At 57.7% G+C, this 21,960-nt stretch carries 22 protein-coding genes and 2 pseudogenes; 10 read left to right on the top strand and 14 right to left on the bottom strand.

Translation table 11 applies throughout. The features are described from left to right. Nucleotides 1–13 precede the first annotated feature (13 nt). Nucleotides 14–1,090, bottom strand: a complete 1,077-nt coding sequence (locus ASC86_RS15920; protein ID WP_056323171.1) for an extracellular solute-binding protein — start codon at nt 1,088–1,090, stop codon at nt 14–16. Between the two features lie 362 nt (nt 1,091–1,452). Here ASC86_RS15920 and speB point away from each other — a divergent pair, with 362 nt between their 5' ends. From speB to ASC86_RS15900, 4 genes are all read left to right on the top strand, one after another. After that, a complete protein-coding gene (gene speB / locus ASC86_RS15915; protein WP_056323169.1) occupies nt 1,453–2,514 on the top strand; it encodes an agmatinase in 1,062 nt (353 codons plus the stop codon). Nucleotides 2,515–2,629: 115 nt separating this feature from the next. Continuing rightward, entirely contained in the window at nt 2,630–3,601 is a 972-nt protein-coding gene (locus ASC86_RS15910) for an ornithine cyclodeaminase family protein (protein ID WP_056323167.1), read from the top strand. Nucleotides 3,602–4,197: 596 nt separating this feature from the next. Then, entirely contained in the window at nt 4,198–5,019 is an 822-nt protein-coding gene (locus ASC86_RS15905; RefSeq protein WP_056323202.1) for a DUF1206 domain-containing protein, read from the top strand. Nucleotides 5,020–5,326: 307 nt separating this feature from the next. Next, nucleotides 5,327–5,944, top strand: a complete 618-nt coding sequence (locus ASC86_RS15900; RefSeq protein WP_056323165.1) for a hypothetical protein — start codon at nt 5,327–5,329, stop codon at nt 5,942–5,944. A 474-nt stretch (nt 5,945–6,418) separates the two neighbouring features. Here the strand turns inward: ASC86_RS15900 and ASC86_RS26680 are convergent. The 11 genes and pseudogenes from ASC86_RS26680 to ASC86_RS15850 all read right to left on the bottom strand — a co-directional run. Continuing rightward, nucleotides 6,419–6,514: pseudogene (locus tag ASC86_RS26680) on the bottom strand (IS5/IS1182 family transposase); the annotation flags it as partial. A 123-nt stretch (nt 6,515–6,637) separates the two neighbouring features. Beyond that, nucleotides 6,638–7,075 (bottom strand): GFA family protein, encoded by a 438-nt coding sequence (locus tag ASC86_RS15895; protein WP_056323162.1) that lies wholly within the window; start codon nt 7,073–7,075, stop codon nt 6,638–6,640. A gap of 25 nt (nt 7,076–7,100) precedes the next feature. Beyond that, on the bottom strand, nt 7,101–7,556 hold the full coding sequence (locus ASC86_RS15890) for a hypothetical protein (RefSeq protein ID WP_056323159.1): 456 nt from the start codon (nt 7,554–7,556) through the stop codon (nt 7,101–7,103). A 67-nt stretch (nt 7,557–7,623) separates the two neighbouring features. Continuing rightward, entirely contained in the window at nt 7,624–8,529 is a 906-nt protein-coding gene (locus ASC86_RS15885) for a hypothetical protein (protein WP_056323158.1), read from the bottom strand. 178 nt (nt 8,530–8,707) lie between these two features. Then, nucleotides 8,708–9,502: an SDR family NAD(P)-dependent oxidoreductase gene (locus tag ASC86_RS15880; RefSeq protein ID WP_244477626.1), complete on the bottom strand. Its 795-nt coding sequence runs from the start codon at nt 9,500–9,502 to the stop codon at nt 8,708–8,710. A gap of 16 nt (nt 9,503–9,518) precedes the next feature. Then, nucleotides 9,519–10,688, bottom strand: coding sequence for a zinc-dependent alcohol dehydrogenase (locus tag ASC86_RS15875; RefSeq protein WP_056323154.1), 1,170 nt, complete (start codon nt 10,686–10,688; stop codon nt 9,519–9,521). A gap of 11 nt (nt 10,689–10,699) precedes the next feature. Then, nucleotides 10,700–12,508 (bottom strand): YbhB/YbcL family Raf kinase inhibitor-like protein, encoded by a 1,809-nt coding sequence (locus tag ASC86_RS15870; RefSeq protein WP_056323151.1) that lies wholly within the window; start codon nt 12,506–12,508, stop codon nt 10,700–10,702. 74 nt (nt 12,509–12,582) lie between these two features. Then, entirely contained in the window at nt 12,583–13,107 is a 525-nt protein-coding gene (locus ASC86_RS15865; RefSeq protein ID WP_056323148.1) for a DUF4142 domain-containing protein, read from the bottom strand. Nucleotides 13,108–13,138: 31 nt separating this feature from the next. Continuing rightward, nucleotides 13,139–14,062, bottom strand: a pseudogene (locus tag ASC86_RS26675) (alpha/beta hydrolase). 199 nt (nt 14,063–14,261) lie between these two features. Then, nucleotides 14,262–14,645, bottom strand: coding sequence for a GFA family protein (locus tag ASC86_RS25315; protein ID WP_082510246.1), 384 nt, complete (start codon nt 14,643–14,645; stop codon nt 14,262–14,264). A gap of 52 nt (nt 14,646–14,697) precedes the next feature. After that, nucleotides 14,698–14,925 (bottom strand): hypothetical protein, encoded by a 228-nt coding sequence (locus ASC86_RS15850; protein ID WP_056323131.1) that lies wholly within the window; start codon nt 14,923–14,925, stop codon nt 14,698–14,700. A gap of 90 nt (nt 14,926–15,015) precedes the next feature. On the opposite strand from ASC86_RS15850, the gene ASC86_RS15845 reads away from it, so the two are divergent. The 4 genes from ASC86_RS15845 to treZ all read left to right on the top strand — a co-directional run bounded on the left by ASC86_RS15845 (nt 15,016) and on the right by treZ (nt 19,474). Then, entirely contained in the window at nt 15,016–15,735 is a 720-nt protein-coding gene (locus ASC86_RS15845; protein ID WP_056323128.1) for a Crp/Fnr family transcriptional regulator, read from the top strand. A 432-nt stretch (nt 15,736–16,167) separates the two neighbouring features. Further along, complete coding sequence (locus ASC86_RS15840) at nt 16,168–16,827, top strand: DUF6766 family protein (protein ID WP_056323125.1); 660 nt, start codon at nt 16,168–16,170, stop codon at nt 16,825–16,827. A 68-nt stretch (nt 16,828–16,895) separates the two neighbouring features. Continuing rightward, on the top strand, nt 16,896–17,672 hold the full coding sequence (locus ASC86_RS15835; protein WP_056323119.1) for an SDR family NAD(P)-dependent oxidoreductase: 777 nt from the start codon (nt 16,896–16,898) through the stop codon (nt 17,670–17,672). Continuing rightward, nucleotides 17,669–19,474: a malto-oligosyltrehalose trehalohydrolase gene (gene treZ / locus ASC86_RS15830; protein ID WP_056323117.1), complete on the top strand. Its 1,806-nt coding sequence runs from the start codon at nt 17,669–17,671 to the stop codon at nt 19,472–19,474. The genes ASC86_RS15835 and treZ overlap by 4 nt, the downstream gene beginning before the upstream one ends. A 343-nt stretch (nt 19,475–19,817) precedes the next feature. Here the strand turns inward: treZ and ASC86_RS15825 are convergent, their stop codons facing one another. Continuing rightward, nucleotides 19,818–20,324: a ferritin-like domain-containing protein gene (locus tag ASC86_RS15825; protein WP_056323116.1), complete on the bottom strand. Its 507-nt coding sequence runs from the start codon at nt 20,322–20,324 to the stop codon at nt 19,818–19,820. 241 nt (nt 20,325–20,565) lie between these two features. Here ASC86_RS15825 and ASC86_RS25310 point away from each other — a divergent pair, with 241 nt between their 5' ends. After that, on the top strand, nt 20,566–20,871 hold the full coding sequence (locus tag ASC86_RS25310) for a DUF982 domain-containing protein (RefSeq protein ID WP_082510244.1): 306 nt from the start codon (nt 20,566–20,568) through the stop codon (nt 20,869–20,871). A gap of 144 nt (nt 20,872–21,015) precedes the next feature. Further along, a complete protein-coding gene (locus ASC86_RS15820) occupies nt 21,016–21,591 on the top strand; it encodes a cysteine hydrolase (protein WP_280136984.1) in 576 nt (191 codons plus the stop codon). On the opposite strand, the gene ASC86_RS15815 is transcribed toward ASC86_RS15820, so the two are convergent. Beyond that, nucleotides 21,588–21,854: a hypothetical protein gene (locus ASC86_RS15815; protein ID WP_056323114.1), complete on the bottom strand. Its 267-nt coding sequence runs from the start codon at nt 21,852–21,854 to the stop codon at nt 21,588–21,590. The two genes, ASC86_RS15820 and ASC86_RS15815, sit on opposite strands and share 4 nt — an antisense overlap. Between the last annotated feature and the right edge of the window lie 106 nt (nt 21,855–21,960).

Here is a 21,960-nt window from a genome sequence, read left to right as displayed (position 1 = left end):
GTCGCTCAGCGTCTCAGAGCAGCGGTGCGATGTCCTGCTCCCAGCGCTTGGACCAGGCATCCTGCTGCTCGAGGACGACATTGTAGTCCGGCACATAGACGAAGCTCGAGAACTCCTCCGGCGTGAAGGCGAGATGTTTGAGATTGTCGGGCGTGGATGCCTTGCTGTTAAGCGGCGCTTCGCCGGCAACCTTGGCATAGAGTGCGCTCATTTCCGGACTGATGGCGAAGTTGATGAAGTCGAGCGTCGCCCGGGTGTTCGGCCGGTTCTTCATGACGCCGAAGCCGCTCTGATAGAGGAAGGCCTTGAAATTGCTGTCCTTGGTGAAGCGCGTCACGGGGAAGTTCTTCGCCACGGCAGCCCAGCCCGGCTCGGCGAAGAAGCCGACCGATGTTTCGCTCGACGTCAGCGAATTGGTAAAATCGATATCGGTCACGGCGACGCGGCCGATATTGCCCGATTTCGCCAGATCCTGCATCAGCTTCCAGCCGGGTTCCATGTTTGTTTCGCTACCGCCGGCATGCAAGGCGAGCGCCACGATCTGCAGCATCATGCTCTGTGTCGGCCCAGGCCAGCAGATCGCCCCCCTTAGATCGGGGCTGAGGAGATCGTCGATGGACTTTATGGCAATGGGCGCAATGTCGGTTCGAGCGCCGAAATACATGCCTCCCACGGCACGCGGGACAGCCTTGATGTTGCCCTTGCCGTCGCGAATGATGATCTTCTCGGGAATGTCGGCGAGATTGGGAATGTCCACCGGATTGATGGTTTCCAGCCAGTCTTCCTTCACCATGCTGTTGAAGGAACCTTCCCAGCCGGCTACATAGTCGAAATCGACGTTTGGCCACACGGCCTTTATCTTCGGAAGGATTGCGCCCGCACCGCCCTGATGCAGAACCCAGTTGAAGGTCGATGCGTCCTGGGCCGCGGCAATCTGCTTCATGGCTTCGACGACGTCGCCGCCCCATTCGACGGCGGTAAGCTCGGGGCCGGCGGCGAACGCCGACCTCGCCAATCCCGTCATCGTTCCAGCAATCCCGAGAGCAGCAGCGGATCCCATGAACCGGCGGCGTGTCATATCCATGATCAGTTCCCCTTGTGTATGGCCACTTCTGTGCGGCCTTGTAATCGCGGGAGACTGAGGTGTCGTCGTTCGCAGCGATAGTGGGGAAATTATCTCCGGGATATAAGCATTCGTGAATGCTCGGCTGCCGCGTGTTGTAGCGTTTTACCCTTCGAGCAATTTGCGACTATCAGGGTCCCTTATAGGCTCTCATGAACTTTCAAGGTTCCAAAAGGCGCGCCTGCTGCGAATGATGTCGCTGCGACGTTATGGCGCCGCGTGTCCTACGTGACGCCCAAGGTCGCCGTAACACATTTAATTCGCTGCATAATTTCATCCTCAAATCGGTTCCGATTTAGGAGGGCGCAGTAGAACCATGGGAGCCTATCTTGACCATTGACCGGGATTTTCTCGAAGAGTTGCGAAACCGCTTCGGCAATGCAGCAGGCGGTGAGATGCAGGACCCGCATTTCAGGGAAGTTGCGGCCAGCGTCTTTAAGGACGGCGACAGCCGCAAATGGCCATTTGCCGGTCCGGCAACATTTCTTGACGCGCCGTTCATCGAAAACGGGCTGCAGCCCGACATTTTGGAAGCGCTCGACGTCGCCCTGATCGGGGTGCCGATGGATCTCGGCGTGACCAACCGCGCCGGCGCGCGACTCGGGCCGCGGGCCGTTCGCGGAATCGAGCGGGTTGGGCCTTACGAACACGTACTTCGCGTCGCGCCGATGGGCCGGCTGAAGTTCGCCGATGTCGGTGACGTGCCGATGCGCAGCCGGTTCGGCCTGGCTGAATGCCATACCGATATCGAGGCCTGCTACCGGATGATTGCAAGGACAAAAGCCATCCCGCTCTCGGTGGGCGGCGATCATTCCATATCCGGCGCCATCCTCAAGGGCCTCGCAGGGCACGAACCCGTGGGCATGATCCATATCGATGCACATTGCGACACGGCTGGCCCGTATGAAGGGTCGAAATTTCATCATGGGGCACCCTTCCGCGAGGCCGTGCTTGCGGGTGTGCTCGACCCTCGACGCACGATCCAGATCGGCATTCGCGGCGGCGGCGAATATCTTTGGGAATTCTCGTTCGCTTCCGGCATGACAGTCATTCATGCGGAAGAGGTCTCCGAGATGGGCATCAAGGCGGTGATTGCCAAGGCGCTGGAAGTGGTCGGTTCCGGACCAACCTATGTCAGCTTCGATGTCGACAGCCTCGATCCCGCCTTTGCACCTGGCACCGGCACGCCCGAAGTCGGCGGGCTCCAGCCAAGGGAAGTTCTGGCCATGCTCAGGGGCTTCAAGGGCATCAACCTAGTCGGTGGCGACGTCGTGGAAATCGCGCCTCAATATGACGCCACCACCAATACCGCTCAGATCGCGGCGCAGGTGCTGTTCGAACTTCTATGTCTGGCGATGTTCAGCCCCTCCGCAAGGGCGAACAGGCGCTAACGGCCACTACCCACAGCAGGGATCGAGGTGGCCGGCGCTGTCCCGTCCACCTGTGCCCTGCCCAGCAGACTTCACCCCTTACGAGGCGCGGTTCAATTTTTGGAAGGTTATTTCCATGTCTGACATGCCAATTCGCATCCTGGACGCCCGGGCGACTGCTGCACTGCTTCCCTTCGGCGCCCTGATCGACACTCTGCGCCGGTCCTTTGCGGAGGGCTGCGTCGTGCCGGTTCGCCACCACCACACCATCGCAAACGAAGGGACCCCGGATGCAACATTGCTCCTGATGCCCGCCTGGCATGACGCACAGCGGGCGAATCGCTACCTCGGCGTCAAGATCGTTGCCGTGTTCCCCGGAAATACCGCGCGGGGTATTGCCGGCCTGACCTCGACCTACATTCTTTATGATGGACAAACCGGTACGCAGCTGGCACTGCTCGACGGCAACGCGATCACGGCACGCAGAACAGTGGCCGCATCGGCGCTTGCATCCGACTATCTCGCCCGCAAGGACGCCAAACGACTGCTGGTGGTCGGCGCCGGCCGGGTGGCAAGTCTGATCCCGGACGCCTACCGCGCCATCCGGCAGATCGAGCACGTGGACATCTGGGACATCGACGCGGAAGCCGCGACGCGACTGGCCAACAGCCTTGCGCAACAGGGGCTCAAGACATCTGTCGTCTCGGATATTGAATCATCCGCGCGTGCGGCCGATATCGTGAGTGCCGCGACCTTGGCGACCGAGCCCATCATCAGGGGCGAGTGGCTGCGTCCCGGCACCCATGTGGACCTCATCGGTGGCTTTACGCCCGCGATGCGCGAAGCCGACGATGATGCTGTACGGCGGTCTTCGGTCTACATCGACACGCATGAGGCCCTGCATGAAGCCGGCGACCTGGTTCAGCCAATCAAGTCCGGCATCTTTTCGGAGACCATGGTGCGCGCGACGCTCGAAGAACTGTGCCGCCGCAATGTCACGGCGCGAACCTCGGAGGAAGAGATCACGCTCTACAAGGCTGTGGGAACAGCCCTGGCGGACCTCGCCGCAGCGACAATGGTGTATGAGGTCGCGCTGGTAAACGGATGAACCGGGGTGAGGGAGCGTGTCCGCCGCGTACGGCCATCGCCTTGATGTGGGGGGCTATGTTAGTAGGGAACCAAGCACTCGGGCAAAGGGGGTAAGCGACCGACCTGTTGGAATCGATTGTTGCTTGGTTCCTTCCTGCCCACAGGCGGCGGTCTTGGTCCTTCACTTCAGCCCATCAGAGCCGCAGTCTCGTGATCTCGTCATAGGCGCTGCGCATACCGAACAGCTTCAGCGTGCCCACCATATCAAGGACCAGACTGGCAACTCGATCAAGGAACCTTTGGCGGTGGCATACGTTTGCGGCATACAGTCCTCCGAGGCATCGATGATCAAGTCACAGAATCTGCTTCTCCTGCATCCTCGCATGAAAGCCAGTAACGGTCTCCATGCGGCCCCGACAGATGTCTTTGAGTCAGCAACAATCAGCGAAGCGAATACAATTGTTCGCCGACGTCACGACGTCGCTGTTTCGACGCGAGCTTTCAGTGCAAGGGTGGAGAAATCAGGCGCAGGATGGCGAGAATTCTCAAGCTACCTCCAGCCGCTGCTATCTCGTGACAACTCGCTCCAGCATTAACGCCAAAAGGATTTGTGCGATGGCCTCAGGATCGAACTTCGAACTCCTTGCCAGAGTCGGCTATGCCGCTCGCGGTGTCGTGTTCATTCTCGTCTCGGGGTTGGCCCTTTTTTCCGGATTTGGCGGTGGTGGTCCGGAAGCAAAATCGGCATTGCAAGTGCTCTTGGATCAACCTCTCGGTAGGGTTTGGGTGTTTTCGATCGGTTTGGGTCTTCTGGGTTTCGTCTCTTGGCGCCTCGCCCAATCGCTTGCGGATGCAGACCGGCATGGGGCGGCTGGGAAAGGATTGCTCATCCGCGCTGCGCTGTTTGGAAGTGCTCTGACATATACAAGTCTTGCGTTTTACGCTCTGGGGCAGGCGACTTTATTCGCTGGAGGCCAGGGCGGTTCAGGGGAGAAAGACCTGGCAAGCTGGATGATGTCGCAGCCTTTCGGCTCCTACTTGGCAATTTTCGTCGGCCTTGGGTTTGTCGCCGGTGGCGTCGTTACGGCGGCAAAAGGAACAACCGGCAAATTCGAACGCTATCTGCAAAATCTGCCGGAGCATACCGTCATACGATCGATTTGCGTGTACGGCCTTGTGGCCCGTGGCATAGTGTTCGCATTGGTGGGGGTTTTGTTCGTTTACGCTGGCAAGCACGTTAATCCCGATGAAGCGGGAAGCACGGCAGATGCCTTGAATTGGCTCAGACAACTCCCCTTCGGGTCCTTACTGTATGTCGCAGTCGCTCTCGGCCTCGCTGCTTTTGGCGCTTATAATTTTGTCGAAGCGCGATATCGGGTCGTCAAAGTTCCTTCTATCGACGATACGCGACACGCTTTGAAGGCTAAATTGAAGTAACCTAGAGGCCAAACGAGTGGGCTTGGCTCTGATGCAGGGCATAGAGCGCAGGCATATCGCGATCGTTTGTCGGCGCTCACCGGCGGTCCCATGCCACCGATCTCTTTAATGTCAACAGTAGCTGGGCGGAGTTGTCCAAGTAGGTCGCCGGTCTGGTGTGAGTTGCAGACCATCGACGATTAAACTCGGACTTCGGTCTGAAGGGCCGGTAGCAAAGGTCGGGCGATTTGTCCCCCGTCATTATTTAGGCGTTAATTTCTCGGACACCGCTAGTCGAACAGGAAAGTCCGAGGCACAGGAGCTCGTCATGAAACTCAATACAACGCTTGGGCGCACCATACTGGCATTCGTAGTCGCGGCATCTCCGCTGGCCGTGGGCACAATTGACTATGCCGACGTGGCCTACGCCAAAAGTGGCGGCGGTGAAGGAAACGGCGGCGGACATGATGGCGGCGGCCGCAGCGGAGAAGATCATGGTAGAGGCGGCGGCAGTTCCGACAACGGCAAGTCGTCGGATGAACAGGGTCGCAGCGACACCCGTGAGAAATCCAAGTATGAAAAGTCCGATCACGACAAATCTCACAAAATCTCGAAAGAGACCCAAATTAAATACGAGGACGATGCGCCGGCGCTGCGCTCCCTCAATCGCAACTACCATGCCTATTTGAATTCGAAGGATCCGCGTATCGTTGCAGTTGCCGCTTATGCGAAAGCTTACGCTGAGTTCGAGATTGCGAACGGAATTGATGCGGTCCCGACTGATCCCGAATTGAGCGACGAGGCGCTGCGGGAGGCGCTCGTGGGGTTCACAAAGGACGGTGTTGTGACGGACGATATGTTGGCCAAGGCCAAGTCCGTCCTCGGCGTTGGTCCCGAAGTTGGCAAGATCGACCAGATACGCGAAACACTCGTGGTCTCTGAATAGGCTCTGCAATAGTGATAGGCCCCCGCCGCTTTCTGCAAAATTGAAACACTCTGGTGCGCCGAGCGTTCCCGCCAGAGGCTTCGGTTTGGCCGAATGACGACCTCGCCCCTTGTGACTGGATGGCAGCGCGTATTGCGTTGCCGTCATAACCTTTTTCAGCGCTACGCCGCATGAAGCGTCCGTTGGGGACTTGGATCCGTACCGGCGTTGTGGTTCATGTCGGAGAGATTGCCGGGCGAAAGCATCAGGACGCGGGGACGCCCGGCGGCAACTGGCAGTGCGTTCAGCTCGCCGGTTCGCCCACCGCGCGACGTGCCGATGTCATGCGCGAAGGCCCCCGTTCTGCGCCGGCCGTCGAGCCATGGACCTTAATGCTGGTCGAGTCGATCGGCACCGAGCCCCAGACTCCTGTATGTGTCCGGTGAGCGCCCCGAAGATTTCGAACCGCTGGCTCCGGCGTTGGAAGCGGTTTTAGATCGTATTGTACGGCCCGTACTCGGATGGACAGTCCCGCCAACACTCGCCGATCCCCAGCATATGCACGATGCCTGAGATCACTCGCCGGTCATTGAGCAGCCCCGAGTTTTGTAGACCCCTTCGGGTTAGATTTTCTGCTGCTTTTCGAACTCGACGGTCCACAGCATCCAATTCCTCATGGGCCTTCGTTCCGTGCTGAAGAGAGCTGCTCGAAATTCAACGGTCGCGGGGGAAACCAAATCCATCGGCGCGAGGTCGCGTATAGCGCGCCTCACGAGGTAGACTATCCGTCATCTCGACGAACGGAAGGCGCTGCTCCCAGTACCCATGCGCAGCAGGTTCGAACTTTTCCGGTGCGTCCATAAAGCCGATGCACAGGTAGATTTCTGATGGAAGTCCCTCATCCTTATACGCGATCGATGTTCCGCAATCGCCACAGAAGGAGCGGATTACCCCTGGTGTCTTTGAAAAGGTTTTGGGCGCCCCGGTGACCTGGATTACCTGATCCTCGCGGTACCCGATCCAGATCGTCATCGGACCGCCGATCGCTTTGCGGCAATCATCGTCGTGATCCCAGTTGATCCAGAACGGATCTCCTACGGCGTCGATTTCAATCGCTCCGCAGAAACAGGAGCCGCATTCAATCCTTGACATAATAGATCCGCCTCAACCAGCTCGCTCACCCTACCTTGGCGTCGGGATGGTCCGTGCGACCGTTCGGGATGGTGCTCTTGGTCGCCGAGACAGGATCGCTGGCCGGGAACGAAGACTCGAGACCCTCGTCGAGATGTTCTTCCAAAGTCGCTGTATCCTGGGCGGTGCGAGCACTCCTGAGCGAAGCGACAGCAGGGGAAAGGTCGGTTCCGCCTCCATCAACTTCGGGCGTTGTTCCGAACGACGTCGGTTGATTGTCAGCGACGGCCTTGGCTGACGCGTGGTCGGCTTCCACGACGTCGGTATCGAACGTCGCGATCTGAACCAAGACCGCCTTGGCTTTCTGTTCGGCGTTGATACGGTTCAGATTGCGGTCTTCATCCTTCTTCATGTGGACAGAGACCACGTCGCCGCCTTCACCAACGAACTCTACTGTCACGCCCGACTTTTCCTCATGAACCTGCTTGCCGACGATTTTCATTCGATTCTCCAACAATTGAGGTATCCACCGCCAACGGGGTGAATCCTAAAAAGTTCTTGTTCAACCTTCAATCTTCACGTTCCGAAACGTCGATGACGAGCGCCCGCTTCGCGCCGTAAACGCCGCCAACCCAGGCTGCGATCGCGCCGAGTATCAGGGCGAGGAAGCCGAGAATGGCTCCGGCGGAGACAGCCGCGGTTGCAGCCTGAGCGGCATCAAGCGCCTTCTGCTTGGCTGCGGCCACGTTGTCCCGGTAGGACTTCTCATACTGATCGACCTGGGTGCGCGCCTGATCGACAGGAATGCTCTGCGCCTTTGCAATAGCGTCGGCCGCGCGGTTGCGGGCGTCTTCGGCTGTTGCTTCGTCACCCATGACGACGGCCTGCATTGCCGACACCGCAGCGTTCTGCAGTGCCTGCGGATCGTTGCCGGTCCTCGACCGGAGTTGCTGCTCGATCCCTCCCATTGGGTTGGTCGAGTTGGCGATCGCCGGCGCGGCTGCCGTTACCGCGGTAGCGGCTGTGGAGCCAACGCCGCTTACGATCGACGAAAGCCCGCTGAAAGCGCCACCGACGAGAGCGCCGACTGATGTCGTCAGAAGGTAGAGAACAATAAGCGTGGTGACGGCCCAAGATGTGATGCCTTGGTAGCCGCCTGTCGAGCTGCTGGGACGGCCAGACAGTCGGCTGGCGAGGTAGCCGCCAGCAAATGAGGCGATGATGCCGGCTATTACAAACCAGATACCACCAGCGATGGAGAATGTGCTAGCCTCGGGATTGTCGTATGTAGCGGGGTCAAGGACCGCCGCCCCGATACCAACTCCGAGAAGGTTCAGCAGGAACTGCGTGCTGAGCGCGATCGCGACACCAGCGAAGATCGCGCCCCATGAAACCTTGTTAAGCGCGGCGCTTGCCGACGAGGCGACACCATAGGATGATTCGTGCGGAAGATTGGTGGAGATCGGGGTGGTCATGTTCGGGTCCTTTCCATTCACACGCTGGTGATGGCGGGTGAACTGAAAGTCGCCGCATTTGTTCCAGTCAAATTCTAATGCCGGATGGTAGTCTGGCAACAAGTTGCCAGCCGCATTGACCGTTCAATCTCCACTATGCGCAAGTGCTCGTTTCAACGGATGCTGTGGTCCCAGTGAATCAGGGCTTGGCTGTTCCGGGAGCCGCCATCTTGGCGTGCTGCTCGGCCAGTATTCCGGCTGGGGTCACGTTGGCCATGACCGTCTGAAGCTTATTCTTCCAGCCGGCGACGACATCGCCGTCGCCCTTCATCAACGCATCGAATCCGACTTTTGCGACTTCCGCCGGATCGTCTTTGTCCGCTTGGCCGACCTCGGTGTCGAGCATGTCGGCGCGCTCGAAGAACCGGGTTTCGGTCGCACCCGGCATCAGACAGGTGACGGTGACACCGGTATCCTTCAACTCATGTCGAAGCGCAAACGAAAAGGAGTTCAAGAATGCCTTGGTGCCGTTGTATACAGCCTGATACGTTCCGGGAATAAAACCGGCGATCGATCCGGTGATCAGGATTTTGCCCGCGCCGCGCGCCCGCATGTCGTTGCCGATCGTATGGATGAGCGCGACAGTCCCGGTCACATTGGTGTCTATGACGTGCAGGGCCTCATCGAGGTCCTGATCAAGAAAGCCTCTTCCAAGTCCTCTGCCGGCATTAGCCAGCAAGATATCGACGGCTTGCCCTTTGTCGGCGACGAACCGCGCAAAGTCAGCCGCCCCTTCTTTTGTCGAAAGGTCCACCTGCATCGCGTCTACCGACACGCCTATCGAACGTAATATGTCGGCGGCAACATCTATGTCATCCTCATCAGCGGCGACGACCAGGTCATACCCCTTAGTTGCCGCGATTTTCGCAAGCTCAAGGCCGATGCCGGACGATGCGCCCGTCACGACGGCAAGCTGATTTTGTGCTCTTCCCATGATCATCTCCTTCTTCCTAAGGCTTCAGAACGACTTTGACGCAGCCGTCCTTCTTCTCCAGAAACGTCTTGTATAGATCGGGGCCGTCTTCCAGGCTCCCCGTATGGGTGATGATGAACGACGGATCGATCTCGCCATTCTGGATGCGGTCCATCAGGATCGGCAGGTAATGCTGAACGGGCGTCTGCGCCATCTTGAAGGTTAGGCCGCGGTTGATCGCAGAACCCATCGGGATCTTGTCGAGAAACCCGCCATAGACCCCGACGATCGAGACCGTGCCGAAGTTGCGGCAGCAGTGGATAGCCTGACGCAGAACATGCGGCCGGTCGGTCCCCATGAAGGTCGCGACCTTGATTCGATCAAGGCGGGCATCCCAACTGGCGGACGGATCGGACTCCGTCCCGACGGCGTCGATGCAGGCATCCGCGCCGCGACCATTGGTCAATTCCATGATGCGATCGTAAATATCCTTGTCCATGTAGTCGAGGGTGATGGCCCCTGACTTTCCGGCAAGCACCAGCCGTTCCGGAACCGTGTCGATTGCGATGACCCGTTCGGCTCCGAGTATGAAGGCAGACTTGATGGCCATCTGCCCGACGGGGCCGCAGCCCCAAATGGCGATCGTGTCGCCCGGCTGAATATTGCAGAAGTCGGCGGCCATATAGCCCGTCGGGAAAATGTCGGAGAGGAACAGAACCTGCTCATCGCTCAGGCCATTGGGGACCTTGATCGGTCCAACGTCGGCGTAGGGGACTCGGAGATATTCAGCCTGGCCGCCGCTGAAGCCGCCAAGAAGATGGGTATAACCGAATAGGCCGGCCGGTGAGTTGCCCCACATTTTCGTGACTTTCTCCGGCTTTGGGTTAGAGCGTTCGCAGCCGGAGAAAAACCCGCGTGTGCAGAAGAAGCATTCGCCGCAGGCAATCGTGAAGGGCACGACCACCCTGTCGCCGACTTTCAGCTTCTTGTTGTCCCTGCCGACTTCGACGACCTCGCCCATGGTTTCGTGACCCATGATGTCGCCGCTGTGCATCTCCGGCATAATGCCATTATAGAGGTGAAGGTCGGAGCCGCAGATCGCACATGCCGTCACTTTGATGATGGCGTCGCGTCCGTCTTCGATTGTCGGATCCGGGACGCTTTCGCAACGGATATCATGCTTGCCGTGCCAGGTGAGTGCTTTCATGTCCAATCCTCCTATTTTGATGCCATCTTTCGCTCGAATGTTCCGACGATCTGGCCCTCGGCAAGCACGTGGCCTTCCATTGCCTTCAACACCGCATCACGTTTTTGGCCGGGCTCTAACCCAAGCGTTTCGATATCGAGTGCGAAGACCTGGAAATGATAGTGATGGGCGGGATCGCCTACTGGCGGCTTCGGACCAGTATAGCCAAGTGAGCCTACGCTGTTGGCACCCTGCTTCAGGCCTTTCGGATCCTGTAGGATCGGCGCGCCAGGAATGCCTTCACGCATCTTTGTGAAAGACGCCGGGATGTCGTATGCAATCCAGTGGGTGAACGGTTTCGGCTTCGCGGCATCGGGATCGTCGCAGATGATCACAAAAGACTTGGAGCCCTCGGGAGCGCCGCTCCACTCGAGTGCCGGCGATGCATTGTCGCCGTCGGCGGCGTATTGCAGCGGGATGGGGGCGTCCTGGTCAAACGCCGATGTCACGGCAATGGCATCGCTGCCCTTGGCTTCGACTAGATCGATCGCAATCTTGGATGCTGGCATGTCGGTGACGACATTGGGAATAGTCCTGGCCTCCGCGGCCTGTGTCGTGGCGCTTGCGCTGAAGGATACCTTGTAGACCGTGCCGTTGCTGTCGTCGGCGACAAACAGCGATCCATCCTTGCCGACGGCGACGCCCGTCAGGCGTCCGAGATAACCGTATTTGCCGTTTACCTGCTGGAGCAAAAAGCCCTCGAGAAATTTCTCGAATGCAACTGGTTTGCCGTTTTCAAAATTGACCCGGACGATTTCGTATCCACTTGGCGGACGGCGGTTCCAAGATCCCCGCATGGCGATGAAGGCATCGCCTTGATAGTCCGGCGGAAAGGAACTGCCATCGTAGAACGCCATCTGCATCGGCGCACTGTGGGCAGTGTAGCCGAGGACCGGTTCGGTCGACTGTTTGGCCCAATCCTCAAGTGTGACGCCTTCTGGCGGATCCATACGGGGGTTGAGCCCACTCATGCCGTAGACATAGGGCCAGCCGTATTTCTTACCCTGCTCAATCCGGTTGAGTTCCTCAACCTGGACCTCGTCGCCGAGCCAGTCGATGCCGTGATCCATGCCGTAGAGCACGCCGGTGGTGGGCTCCCAGTCGAAGCCGATCGTGTTACGCAGGCCGCTTGCGAAGATTGAACGCGATGCCCCATCTTTGCTTGCCCGCAAAACTGTGGCGTTTTCCGGATTGTCGTCCTGGCATTCATTGCAGGTGCTGCCTGAGCCGATGTAGAGCATACCGTCCGGGCCTATCCCCAGCGTGCGGTTGGCATGCTGGCCGGCGTCCGGCAGATCGTTGATGATCCGTTTCAGGGGGCCGAACGTTCCATCTTCCTTGACGTCGGCGGTATAGACATCATGGATCGTCACCAAGAAAACCGTGCTCCCGTCGAATGCAATGCCATGCATGCCGGGGCGGCTTGCAACCGTAAGAGCGCCATCCGCCTTGCCGTCGTTGTCATCATCCTTGAGCATGATCACGTCACCAACGGATCGGCGCGTGGCGTAGACAATACCTTTGTCGGAGACCGCCAGCATGCGTGGATTGATCAGGTCGCGGGCGAAGACCTCGACCTTGAAGCCTTCGGGCGCCTTGATCAGCGCCGTGAGCTTGGTGTCGTCGCTTACCTGAAGCTTTTCCGGCTCCAGGATCGAGCCCTGGATGACGACATCGGAGGCACGACCCACTTCTCCGTTGACCTGTGCAGAGGATATCGAGGGCAGCGACAGGGCCAAGGCGGAGACAGACAACAAAAGCGCGGACAGACGGATGTTCATGGGACCTCCCGGATCATTTGAATAAAAAGGAAAAGCCCGGTCGAAGACACCGGGCTTCATTGCGGATTGTCGGATCAGTGGGCAGCGACCAAATGCATGACGTGCATCTCGTGCATTTCCAGCTTGGGCAGCGTATTTGCCGCAAACACCTTCATGGCCCCGTCGCCACCGACCTTGGCATAGGTGGCAAACAGCGTGACCGCCTCCATATGCGCCGTCGTCTGCATCTCGATGTAGAGCGGCTGGAAATCCTGTTCGGACGCGCCCTTCAGAAGGCCCAGCATTGCGGCGTGCTTGGGCGACAGCTTGGCTGGCGCATCGTCAACCTTGGCGCCCCTGTTCAGCTCGTCGGCCGCCATGGTATGATCCTTGATTATCGCAGCCGCGAATTCCTTGACATCGGCGTCCTTCGCCTTCTGCTCGGCGAGCTCGCTGGATTCGATCTCAAAGGCATTAGAACTGGTAACGACCTTGACCAGGGAGGCCTTGTCGACATTCATAAGGGCGTCGGACTTGTCGGCACTCGCCGGCATGGCGGCGAGGCTCGGCGTGGCCATCAGGAAGAGCGACAGGAGCGAGGCGGATATCATCTTGTTCATGGAAGCGTTCCTTACTTGGCTTTGGCAAAGGCTACGGTGAGGTCGGCGACGGCGAGATCAAGCGCCTGGCCTCTGGAACCACTCTGTCCATGCCGAAGAACTCGTGGCTGAGACCATTGACCTTCTTCAAATCCACCGCGACGCCGGGCTCCTTGAGCTTGCCACCGTAGATTTCCCCGTCAGAGCGCAACGCATCAATCTGTGCCAAGATGACCGTTGCAGATGCGATACCGGCCAGATCGGAACGACCGTTGAGGTTGATCTGCGGATCCTTGGTTTCGTCCATAACCGACACCTTGTTCTCCACGAACCATTCGATATTGGCCTTGCCGAGCAATTTGGCGTTGGCATTTTCCTAGTAAGACGGAGTGTTCATGTCATTACCGGCAACGGGATAGGCCAAGCGCTGGTGGACAGGCTGCTTGGTCTTCATCCCCTTTGCCATCAGCGCGACACCGGCCGCGAGATTGCCGGCAGCGCTTTCACTTACGACGGCGATCTTGTCTGAATTGCCATCCAGTTCATGGATGTTCTCCACCACCTCTGCGTACGCCCCCCAAGCTTCGTCGTGGGCTGCCGGAAACCTGTGCTCGGGTGCATGCCGGTATTCGATCGAAACGACGATGGCATTGACGCCTAGCGACGGCGCGCGCGGTGCGCCGCCATAGACGGCGATATCGGCCACAACCCAGCCGCCGGCGTGATAACAGACAACCAGCGGGAAGGGGCCTTTGCCGCCGGCGATATAGATACGAGCTGCAAGCGTCCCGGATATGGACGGAATGGCTATGTCCTTCGTCGTCACCTGCGCTTCTGGATTGAATGAGATCCGCGTGTCGCACCGAACGGCCCTTGCGGCTTCGGAGGGGCTTGCCTGGGTGCGGGGTTCCGGCAGAGTCGTTGTGAAGAACGGCTTTGCTTCAAGTGCGCCGAGTTTGTCGGGAACAGCCTGCATTTCTGCCGTGGGCTCGGCCATTTCCTGAGCGCTGTTTCTTGAGGCAGCGCTGAGAGGAAGAGCGAAAATCAATACAACTACAGGCTGCCTAAAGATCTTTCGCGTCACCGGACAGTACCTCTGTTGAAACCGGCCGTGTAACCAGTGCAGATAAGGTTTGTTCCGTAGTGAGGAGTAAATCGTCGGGTCTAGAGCGGTCCTATCGACCCTTTATCCGATCTTCGTCATATTGTTCGCATCTTGGGAGCGGCAATAGCCACCTTTCTCTGCGTTTGGTCCACAATTCATAAGATGGTCGAATATCAAACGGGGCGCTGTCGAGACTGCCGAGCTTGATTTCCGCTTCTTCATCCGTGAGGGCAAAAAGCCGCGACCCGCATTTGGGGCAGAAGCTTCGACCGCTGTGTGTGGCATAGTTGCCGTTGCATGTGAATGCGCTTCGCGGCCACACGCCAAACGTGGCAAACGCCGAGCCAGTCTCTCTTCGACAGTCATGGCAATGGCACAGGCCGACCCGAAACGGATTGCCCATCACCTTAAACTTGACAGCGCCGCAGGCGCATGCGCCAATTCTGATCTCCATAGAAGAGTTCCTTCTGTGAAACGCAGGTCGAGGACGGAGGATACTGACCACATCACGCTGCACGAAATGAAAGGGTACCCTTCATAACGACGCCGTTCTCCTGATCTCTGACCGTCACCTCCGCAGTAAACGGGTCAATTCCATTCAGCTCGTCCCCTGCAACGTCTAAGAGGATGGCCGCGAGTTCTTTCTGTATCGCGACGTCATCGGGAAGGTTGCGTCCGTCACTATCCTTCAAAAAGCCCGCGCCGTTCTCAAGATCAAAAAAATATTGAGGCATCTCGACATCTCCATTTGCTGGTCAATGAGCCGCTCAATAGTTTGTTCCTCAGAAACCATTGATCCGGGTCGTTTTCAAAAAAGGCGCAACATGATTGAGCTTCTCATCCGTAACCTTAACGCCCGCGATGTGCTGGATGCCGACGAAATTTCTTGTTTGGAACGCATCATAAAACGGGAACGAACGGTCGGAGTTGACGAAGATATCGTCAAGGAAGGATCACGCCCGAATGAAAGCACCCTTCTCATCGACGGAATTGCCGCGCGCTATCGTGTGCTGGAGGATGGAAAGAGACAGATTACCGCGCTCCACGTGCCGGGCGACTTCGTCGATCTCCACGCCTTCATGCTAAAAACCATGGATCATGGTGTAGTTGCCTTGTCGCCTTGCAAGGTCGCAGTCGCGAGTCATCGTGATCTCACCCTGGTGACCCAGACCAGCCCTCATCTTACCCGGATGCTATGGCTGTCGACCGTGGTCGATGGCGCGATTCACCGGGAATGGATCGTCGCCATGGGTCGGCGATCCAAGAAAGCGCACTTGGCCCATCTCATATGCGAACTGTTCACCCGGCTGAATATCGTCGGGCTGGTCAATCATCAAAGTTTCCAATTCCCCTTGTCTCAAGCGGAAGCGGCCGATGTCCTCGGACTTTCGCTCGTCCATCTCAACAAAACGCTCCAGAGCCTACGCTCCGACGAACTGGTGCGGTGGGAAGACCACGTCATTACCATATTGGACTGGGACCGACTGGCGGCGACGGCGGAGTTCGATACCGTCTACCTGAACCTCATTAAGGAACCGAGATAAGACGATGACACCCAGTGCAGCCGGTCTCTTGCCTGTCGGCATTCCTGCAATTGAGTATGTATTCGACATTAAAATAATTGAATGAAACGACCGACCATTGTCCGCAAGCTTTCCTTGAAAATGGAGGATTGCATTATGGATGAAAAAGCAAGCCGACGCCCACGCGGACCGTCTGCGCGTGGAAATTTTGAACAGTCGAAGCGATCAGCGATGGAAAGTATAACGCAGGAAAAAATCGCTGAGCGCGCGAAATCGGCACGACTAAGATCGCTACGCGAAGGGCGAGCCCGACATGAGGAGCCCAAAACTATGGGTGAGGCTAAGGCCGAACAGTAGGTAGCGGAGCGGGGTAACTTGCGCTGGCGTCGACCCGCATTTCCGGAACTATACGCAGTTGATCTGGTTAAGGGGGACGCGCAGGGAGATCGATCGATGAAATTCGTCCGGGACAATGGCCTCACGATCGTCCTCGTCGTTCTTTCGGCAGTCACAATTGGCGGCATGCTTCTCACGGGATGGTTCGTGTTTGACCACCAACTCGCCGAGCACGGGGCGGGCAAAATGGACTTGGCGACATACGCCTTGTCCGGGCATTTCCTTTCGTCGCTTTTCGAAAACTGGGAATCCGAATTTCTACAGATGTCAGCCTACGTCATGTTGACGGCGTTCCTGTTCCAGCGTGGGTCGGCGGAATCCAAGGATCCGGACGAGCAGTCGGAGGTTAATGAAGACCCTGCGAACAAGGCGAGTGAAAGTCAGGCGCCATGGCCGGTCCGCATTGGCGGATGGGCGAGGCAGGCTTACTCCTATTCGCTCGGCATTGCATTGGTGTTTCTATTCACCCTGACATTTGTCCTGCATCTCAGGTACAGCGCCGAGGCGGAGAACGCTGAAGCCGTGATGCATGGACGGGCCGCCACATCGATGATCGACCATTTCGCTAGCGCGCAATTCTGGTTCGAATCCTTGCAGAATTGGCAGAGCGAGTTTCTTTCAACCGCCGTCATCGTCGTGCTGTCGATCTTCTTGCGTTTCAAAGGTTCGCCGGAATCCAAGCCGGTAGCCGCGCCGCACACGCAGACTGGAGGTTGATGCACATGCGCCGGAACCAACCTGAGACCCAATAGTTGTCGCGATCATCGCTCAACGGGGAAAGCTAAGTGGCAAAAAGGGTCGCACTGGTTACAGGCGCAGGTTCCGGGATCGGACGTGCATCTGCTCTTTCTCTCGCCGCGGATGGCTATGCGCTTGGAGCCCTCGGGCACAGCGGAGACGAGCTGGCAGACTTGATCCGACAACTGAGGGCAGATGGCCATGATGCAGTGCAGCTCGACGCGGATATTTCGGATGAGGCACAGATGCGCACAGCCGTTGCCACACTTGCCGGATGCTACGGTCGTCTGGATGTCGTCGTCGCTAATGCGGGCATCAACGGCGTCTGGGCGCCCATCGATGACCTGAGCCTCAAAGAATGGAACAGGACTATCGCGGTTAATCTGACCGGGACGTTTCTGACGATCGCAACCACAGTTCCCTATCTGAAGGCATCAGGGGGAGGGTCTATCATCGTGGTCTCGTCGATCAACGGAACCAGAACGTTCACGACGCCGGGCGCAACCGCGTATACGGCAACCAAAGCAGGGCAGGTCGCGATGGTCCAACAGCTCGCTCTGGAACTGGCCCGCCATCACATTCGCATCAATGCCGTCTGCCCCGGAGAGATTGAAACGAATATTGAAGTCAATACTTCGGTAAGGCATGAAGACGAGACGGCGATCCCAGTGATCTGGCCCCAAGGACAAGTTCCGATCACAGGGGGGCAACCCGGCCGCAGCGAAGACGTCGCGGACGTTATCACGTTCCTTGCTTCAGACAAGGCTCGTCATATTACGGGGTCACCAGTCTGGGTCGATGGCGGTCAGGGATTGCTGCGATGAGCGCGGACATCACCAGCAACCCGAAAGTCCGAGTTTCACAGCATTGGGGGCCGCACCCACTTCCAGGAGGCAGACACCGGTTTCAGCTTTGGGCGCCGCTGGAGGAAAAAGTCTCACTCGTCCTCGACGGACAAGAACTTTCAATGGCGAGGAGCAACGACGGCTGGCACCGTGCCGAGGCGCATGGGAGATTTGGCAGCACGTACGCCTTCGAACTTGGAGACGGACGGCTTGTTTGCGACCCGGCCTCAAGGCAACAGGCCGGCCCGCTTGACGGCCCATCGATACTGACAGATTCGGACAGCTATGGATGGGTGAACGCGTCGTGGAAAGGAAGGCCATGGGAAGAAGCGGTCATCTACGAAATCCACGTCGGCACGTTTACGGAAAAGGGGACTTTCCAAGCCGCTGTAGAGAAGCTGCCGCGTCTTGCAGAACTTGGCTTCACCGCTATTGAGGTCATGCCACTTGCGCATTTCCCCGGTAAACGCGGATGGGGTTACGACGGCGTCCTCCAGTACGCGCCGCACAGCGCGTACGGCTCGCCCGACGACTTCAAAGCATTTATCGATGCCGCGCATGGTCTGGGCATGATGGTGTTCCTCGACGTCGTCTACAATCACTTCGGTCCCGAGGGAAACTATCTCGGTCGATACGCTCCTGGCTTCTTTCGCCAGGGTGCTTCAACGCCTTGGGGTGACGCGATCGCATACGAGAAGCCGGAAGTCCGCTCTTATTTTGTTGAGAACGTACTCTATTGGCTGGGCGAGTTTCGGCTGGATGGACTTAGATTCGATGCCATCGATCAGATCGAAGATTGCAGCGATATGCACATCCTTGAGCAGATCGCCCGAACCGTCCGCAGGGAAATCGTCGGAAGGCATGTCCATCTGATGACCGAGAACCCTGCGAATGGAACAGATTTGATGGTCGACCAGCCCGGCGGGCGATTTTACAGGGCCGACTGGAACGACGATTTCCATCACGCGCTTCATGTCGCAGTGACGGGAGAGGGCGTCGGCTACTACGAGCCGTTCAAAGACGATCCTTGGGGCAAGTTGCGACACGCCTTGGCGTACGGGTACCTGAAGCCCGGTAAGCCGATTGTTAGTGACGATCCGCCGCCGACTGAATCCTTACCACCGACCGCTTTTATCCACTTCCTGCAAAACCACGATCAGGTCGGAAACCGTGCTCTTGGCGACAGGTTGCACCTTGGCATCGATCGCCATGTCTATCGAGCGGTGACGGAGGTGCTGCTGCTGTCTCCGCAAATTCCGTTGCTGTTTATGGGCGATGACCACCTGTCGCTTCGGCCATTCCATTTCTTTGCCGATTATAATGGAGAAATTGCCGACGCGGTTCGGGAGAAGCGGCCCAAGGAAGCAGCAAATTTCGGAGGCTTTCCAAAAGCGTCTTCAGAGGCCTACGTACCGGATCCAAACGATCCAGGCAGCTTTCTGGCGAGTAAACTCGACTGGCGTGAGGCTGAGACTGTAGGTGCGCGAGCGTGGGCGGATCACGTTCGGCGTCTAATCAGGGTTCGCCGTCAGAAAATCGTTCCGCTTCTTAAAGCCTCAACAGGATATTCGGGACGCGTCATCGATGGACCGGAGCGCTGCGTCTACATCGATTGGGAACTTGATGCACAGACCCTGCGGTTGAGAGCGAATTTTTCCGACAACGATCTCGCGTTGCCGACGGGATTGGGCGTCCGGATCTTTCCGGACAATGAAGTCGAAAGCGCTCACCTTGGCAAAGCGACGGTGCAGATTTTCATTCGGTCAATTCAGATCGTATGATGCGGGTGATTTCCGCAAGGAATTCTTCCGTCGATGGCGGTGGCTCCGAAGCCAACGGTTCGATCTCAGGCATAGATTGTGCGTCCCGTTTCGCTTTGCGCCGTTCTTCTCGAATGGTGATAGAACCTACGCCTTCCGTCATTTCGAGCTCGAAGCGAATTCAACGGTCGGCAAGTGACATGAAGCCGGCGTCGTTCGCAGTTAGGACGGCCGACAGCGCCCTCGCCGATGATCAGCTTTTGGATTGTCGGCCGGCGACTTTCGATGCTCACGGATCACCCTTGGTTTGCACGAGAAGAGGCCCGCCGAAGCGGGCCTCGAAAATTCCACTATGTCGAAAAATTTATCGAGCGACCTTCTTCTTCGTACCCTTCGCGTTCGCTGACGCTTCGCCAAGCTGCGTCAAAATTGCATCCGTCTGGATCTCTTCCTGCAAGTTCGCGTCCAGGAGAGAGACGGCTTCTGTGTAGCCAAGCTGCGCCGCCCAAGACTTCAGCGTGCCGTAGCGGGCAATTTCGTAGTGCTCGACCGCCTGTGCACAAGAGATCAGCCCGGCGTCGAGCGCGATCGAGCCTTTGTATTCCTCGATGATCTCCTCACCTTCGGCGATGATTCCCTGGATCGCGTCGCAAGTCTTGCCGCGGGCGGTCTTGCCAACGATCTCGAACACCTGTTGCAGTCGTTCGATTTGGCCTTCGGTCTCATCCTTGTGTTTCAAGAACGCGGCTTTTCCGTCGGGCGACTGGGCTGCACGGGCCATTTTCGGCAGGGCTTTCAAGATCTGTCTTTCAGCAAAGTAGATATCCTTGAGTGTGTCCAGGAACAAGTCGTCGAGTGTCTTCTCAGCCATTGTGGGCCTCCGATAGCCAGGTGGAATGAATCGCGCGACTCAACCTCGAGCGCGAAGAAATGTTCCCCTCGAATCCTTTTCGTCCACTCACCATTGCCCCGTGGCGTGCACTGGATCGGGCACGCTCAGCATTTGAATGCCGTAGGGAACCTGTAATCGATTTGAACTTCGAAGGGCATCTTGATGTCGGAAATCTCGTTACCAATATTCAATTCACGCCTCGCAGAAGGCGAAAAGGGAGATGGACGTCATGCAAAGGGACATTCATTGGACAATGCCACTTAAAGTTAGTCTGCAGTCGGGAGTGACGAGGACATTCTCAGGCGTGTACGAAGCTTTGGACTTCCTGGAAAACGAATGGCCGTCGAAGAACGGTAACCGCTACAAGAGCGCGGTTTCGTCATGCCGTGGCGCTTTGAATCGCACGGCTCCCGTGGCAGTCGCACGTGATGCATTCGTTGCTGCATGTCACGAAGCAGGAGTAGGCGTCACAACGACGATGCCGCCATACAGAACTGCGGGTGATCACCGTACGGGCCTCCGCTAGGGCGTGTAGACGATCGAAACCCGGAACCAAGGTGTTCTTAGGTGCGAGAACTCTCCCGCAAGCGGCACGTTGCGTTTCCAACCCGATAAGCATTCGAGCCTCGCCCGGACGCCTTTCCGGTGGCATCATGACTGGAGAACCGCTGTGCTGGCCAGGTGGGTACATTTGTGCATCGACATGCAAAGGGTATTCGGGGAAGACACACCTTGGCACGTGCCATGGATGAGGGAGGTCTCTCCACATGTCGAAGAACTCTCGGGACGTTTTCCAGAGAGGACGATCTTCACGCGGTTCATAACGCCCGAACGCGCAGAAGACATGCCGGGCCGGTGGAAAGCGTACTACCAGAAATGGTCGGAGATGACGCGGGCGACGCTCTCTCCAGAAATGCTTCAGCTTATACCTGTTCTGAATAAGCGCGTTCCGCCCGCGCGCATATTCGACAAGACGACATACTCGCCATGGGTGGGGGGTGCACTCCACAGGACATTATCCGCCGAGGGCATCGAGACCGTCGTGCTAACCGGCGGAGAAACCGACGTCTGCGTACTGTCGACGGCTCTCGGCGCAATTGACCTCGGCTACCACGTAATCGTTCTGCGTGATGCAGTCTGCAGCGGCGCGGACGATACCCACGACGCATCGCTGGAGCTGCTTGGCGGCCGTTTTTCAGTGCAACTCACTCTTCTCACGACGGAAGAGTTTCTAGCGGACGCCTAGAGGCGCTCCATCGAGGTTGCCCGGATCAGGATCTCATCTTGATAGAAGAGTATCTGAAGTTGAAGCCGATACTCCGCCCACCATGCTCGATCAAGAGCGCTGGTCATGGCTTCCGCCACGATGATGAGATCCCGCTCCAAAGCGCCGTTGTTTTCCCAAATTCCCTCCGCAGGGGAATGCAGGTACAGCGTGGCCCCGCCAAAATTCCTCGTGATCTCTTCGCGTACCGCGTCGATGTTCGACCGACTGCAGTCGTCCGTCACATGTTGATTTCCACTGAGAGCTGACCCGGCGTTTCCACCGAGAATTGACCCGCTTTTAGGTATCGTTCGTGTGGGTCGTGGTGGTCAAGTTCCTACGTTTCTCCTT

It is taken from the genome of Rhizobium sp. Root1212 (assembly GCF_001424985.1).
Taxonomy (GTDB): Bacteria; Pseudomonadota; Alphaproteobacteria; order Rhizobiales; family Rhizobiaceae; genus Pararhizobium.
The sequence above is the reverse complement of the archived record's forward strand: the minus strand, read 5'-3'. Positions and strand labels throughout refer to the sequence as shown.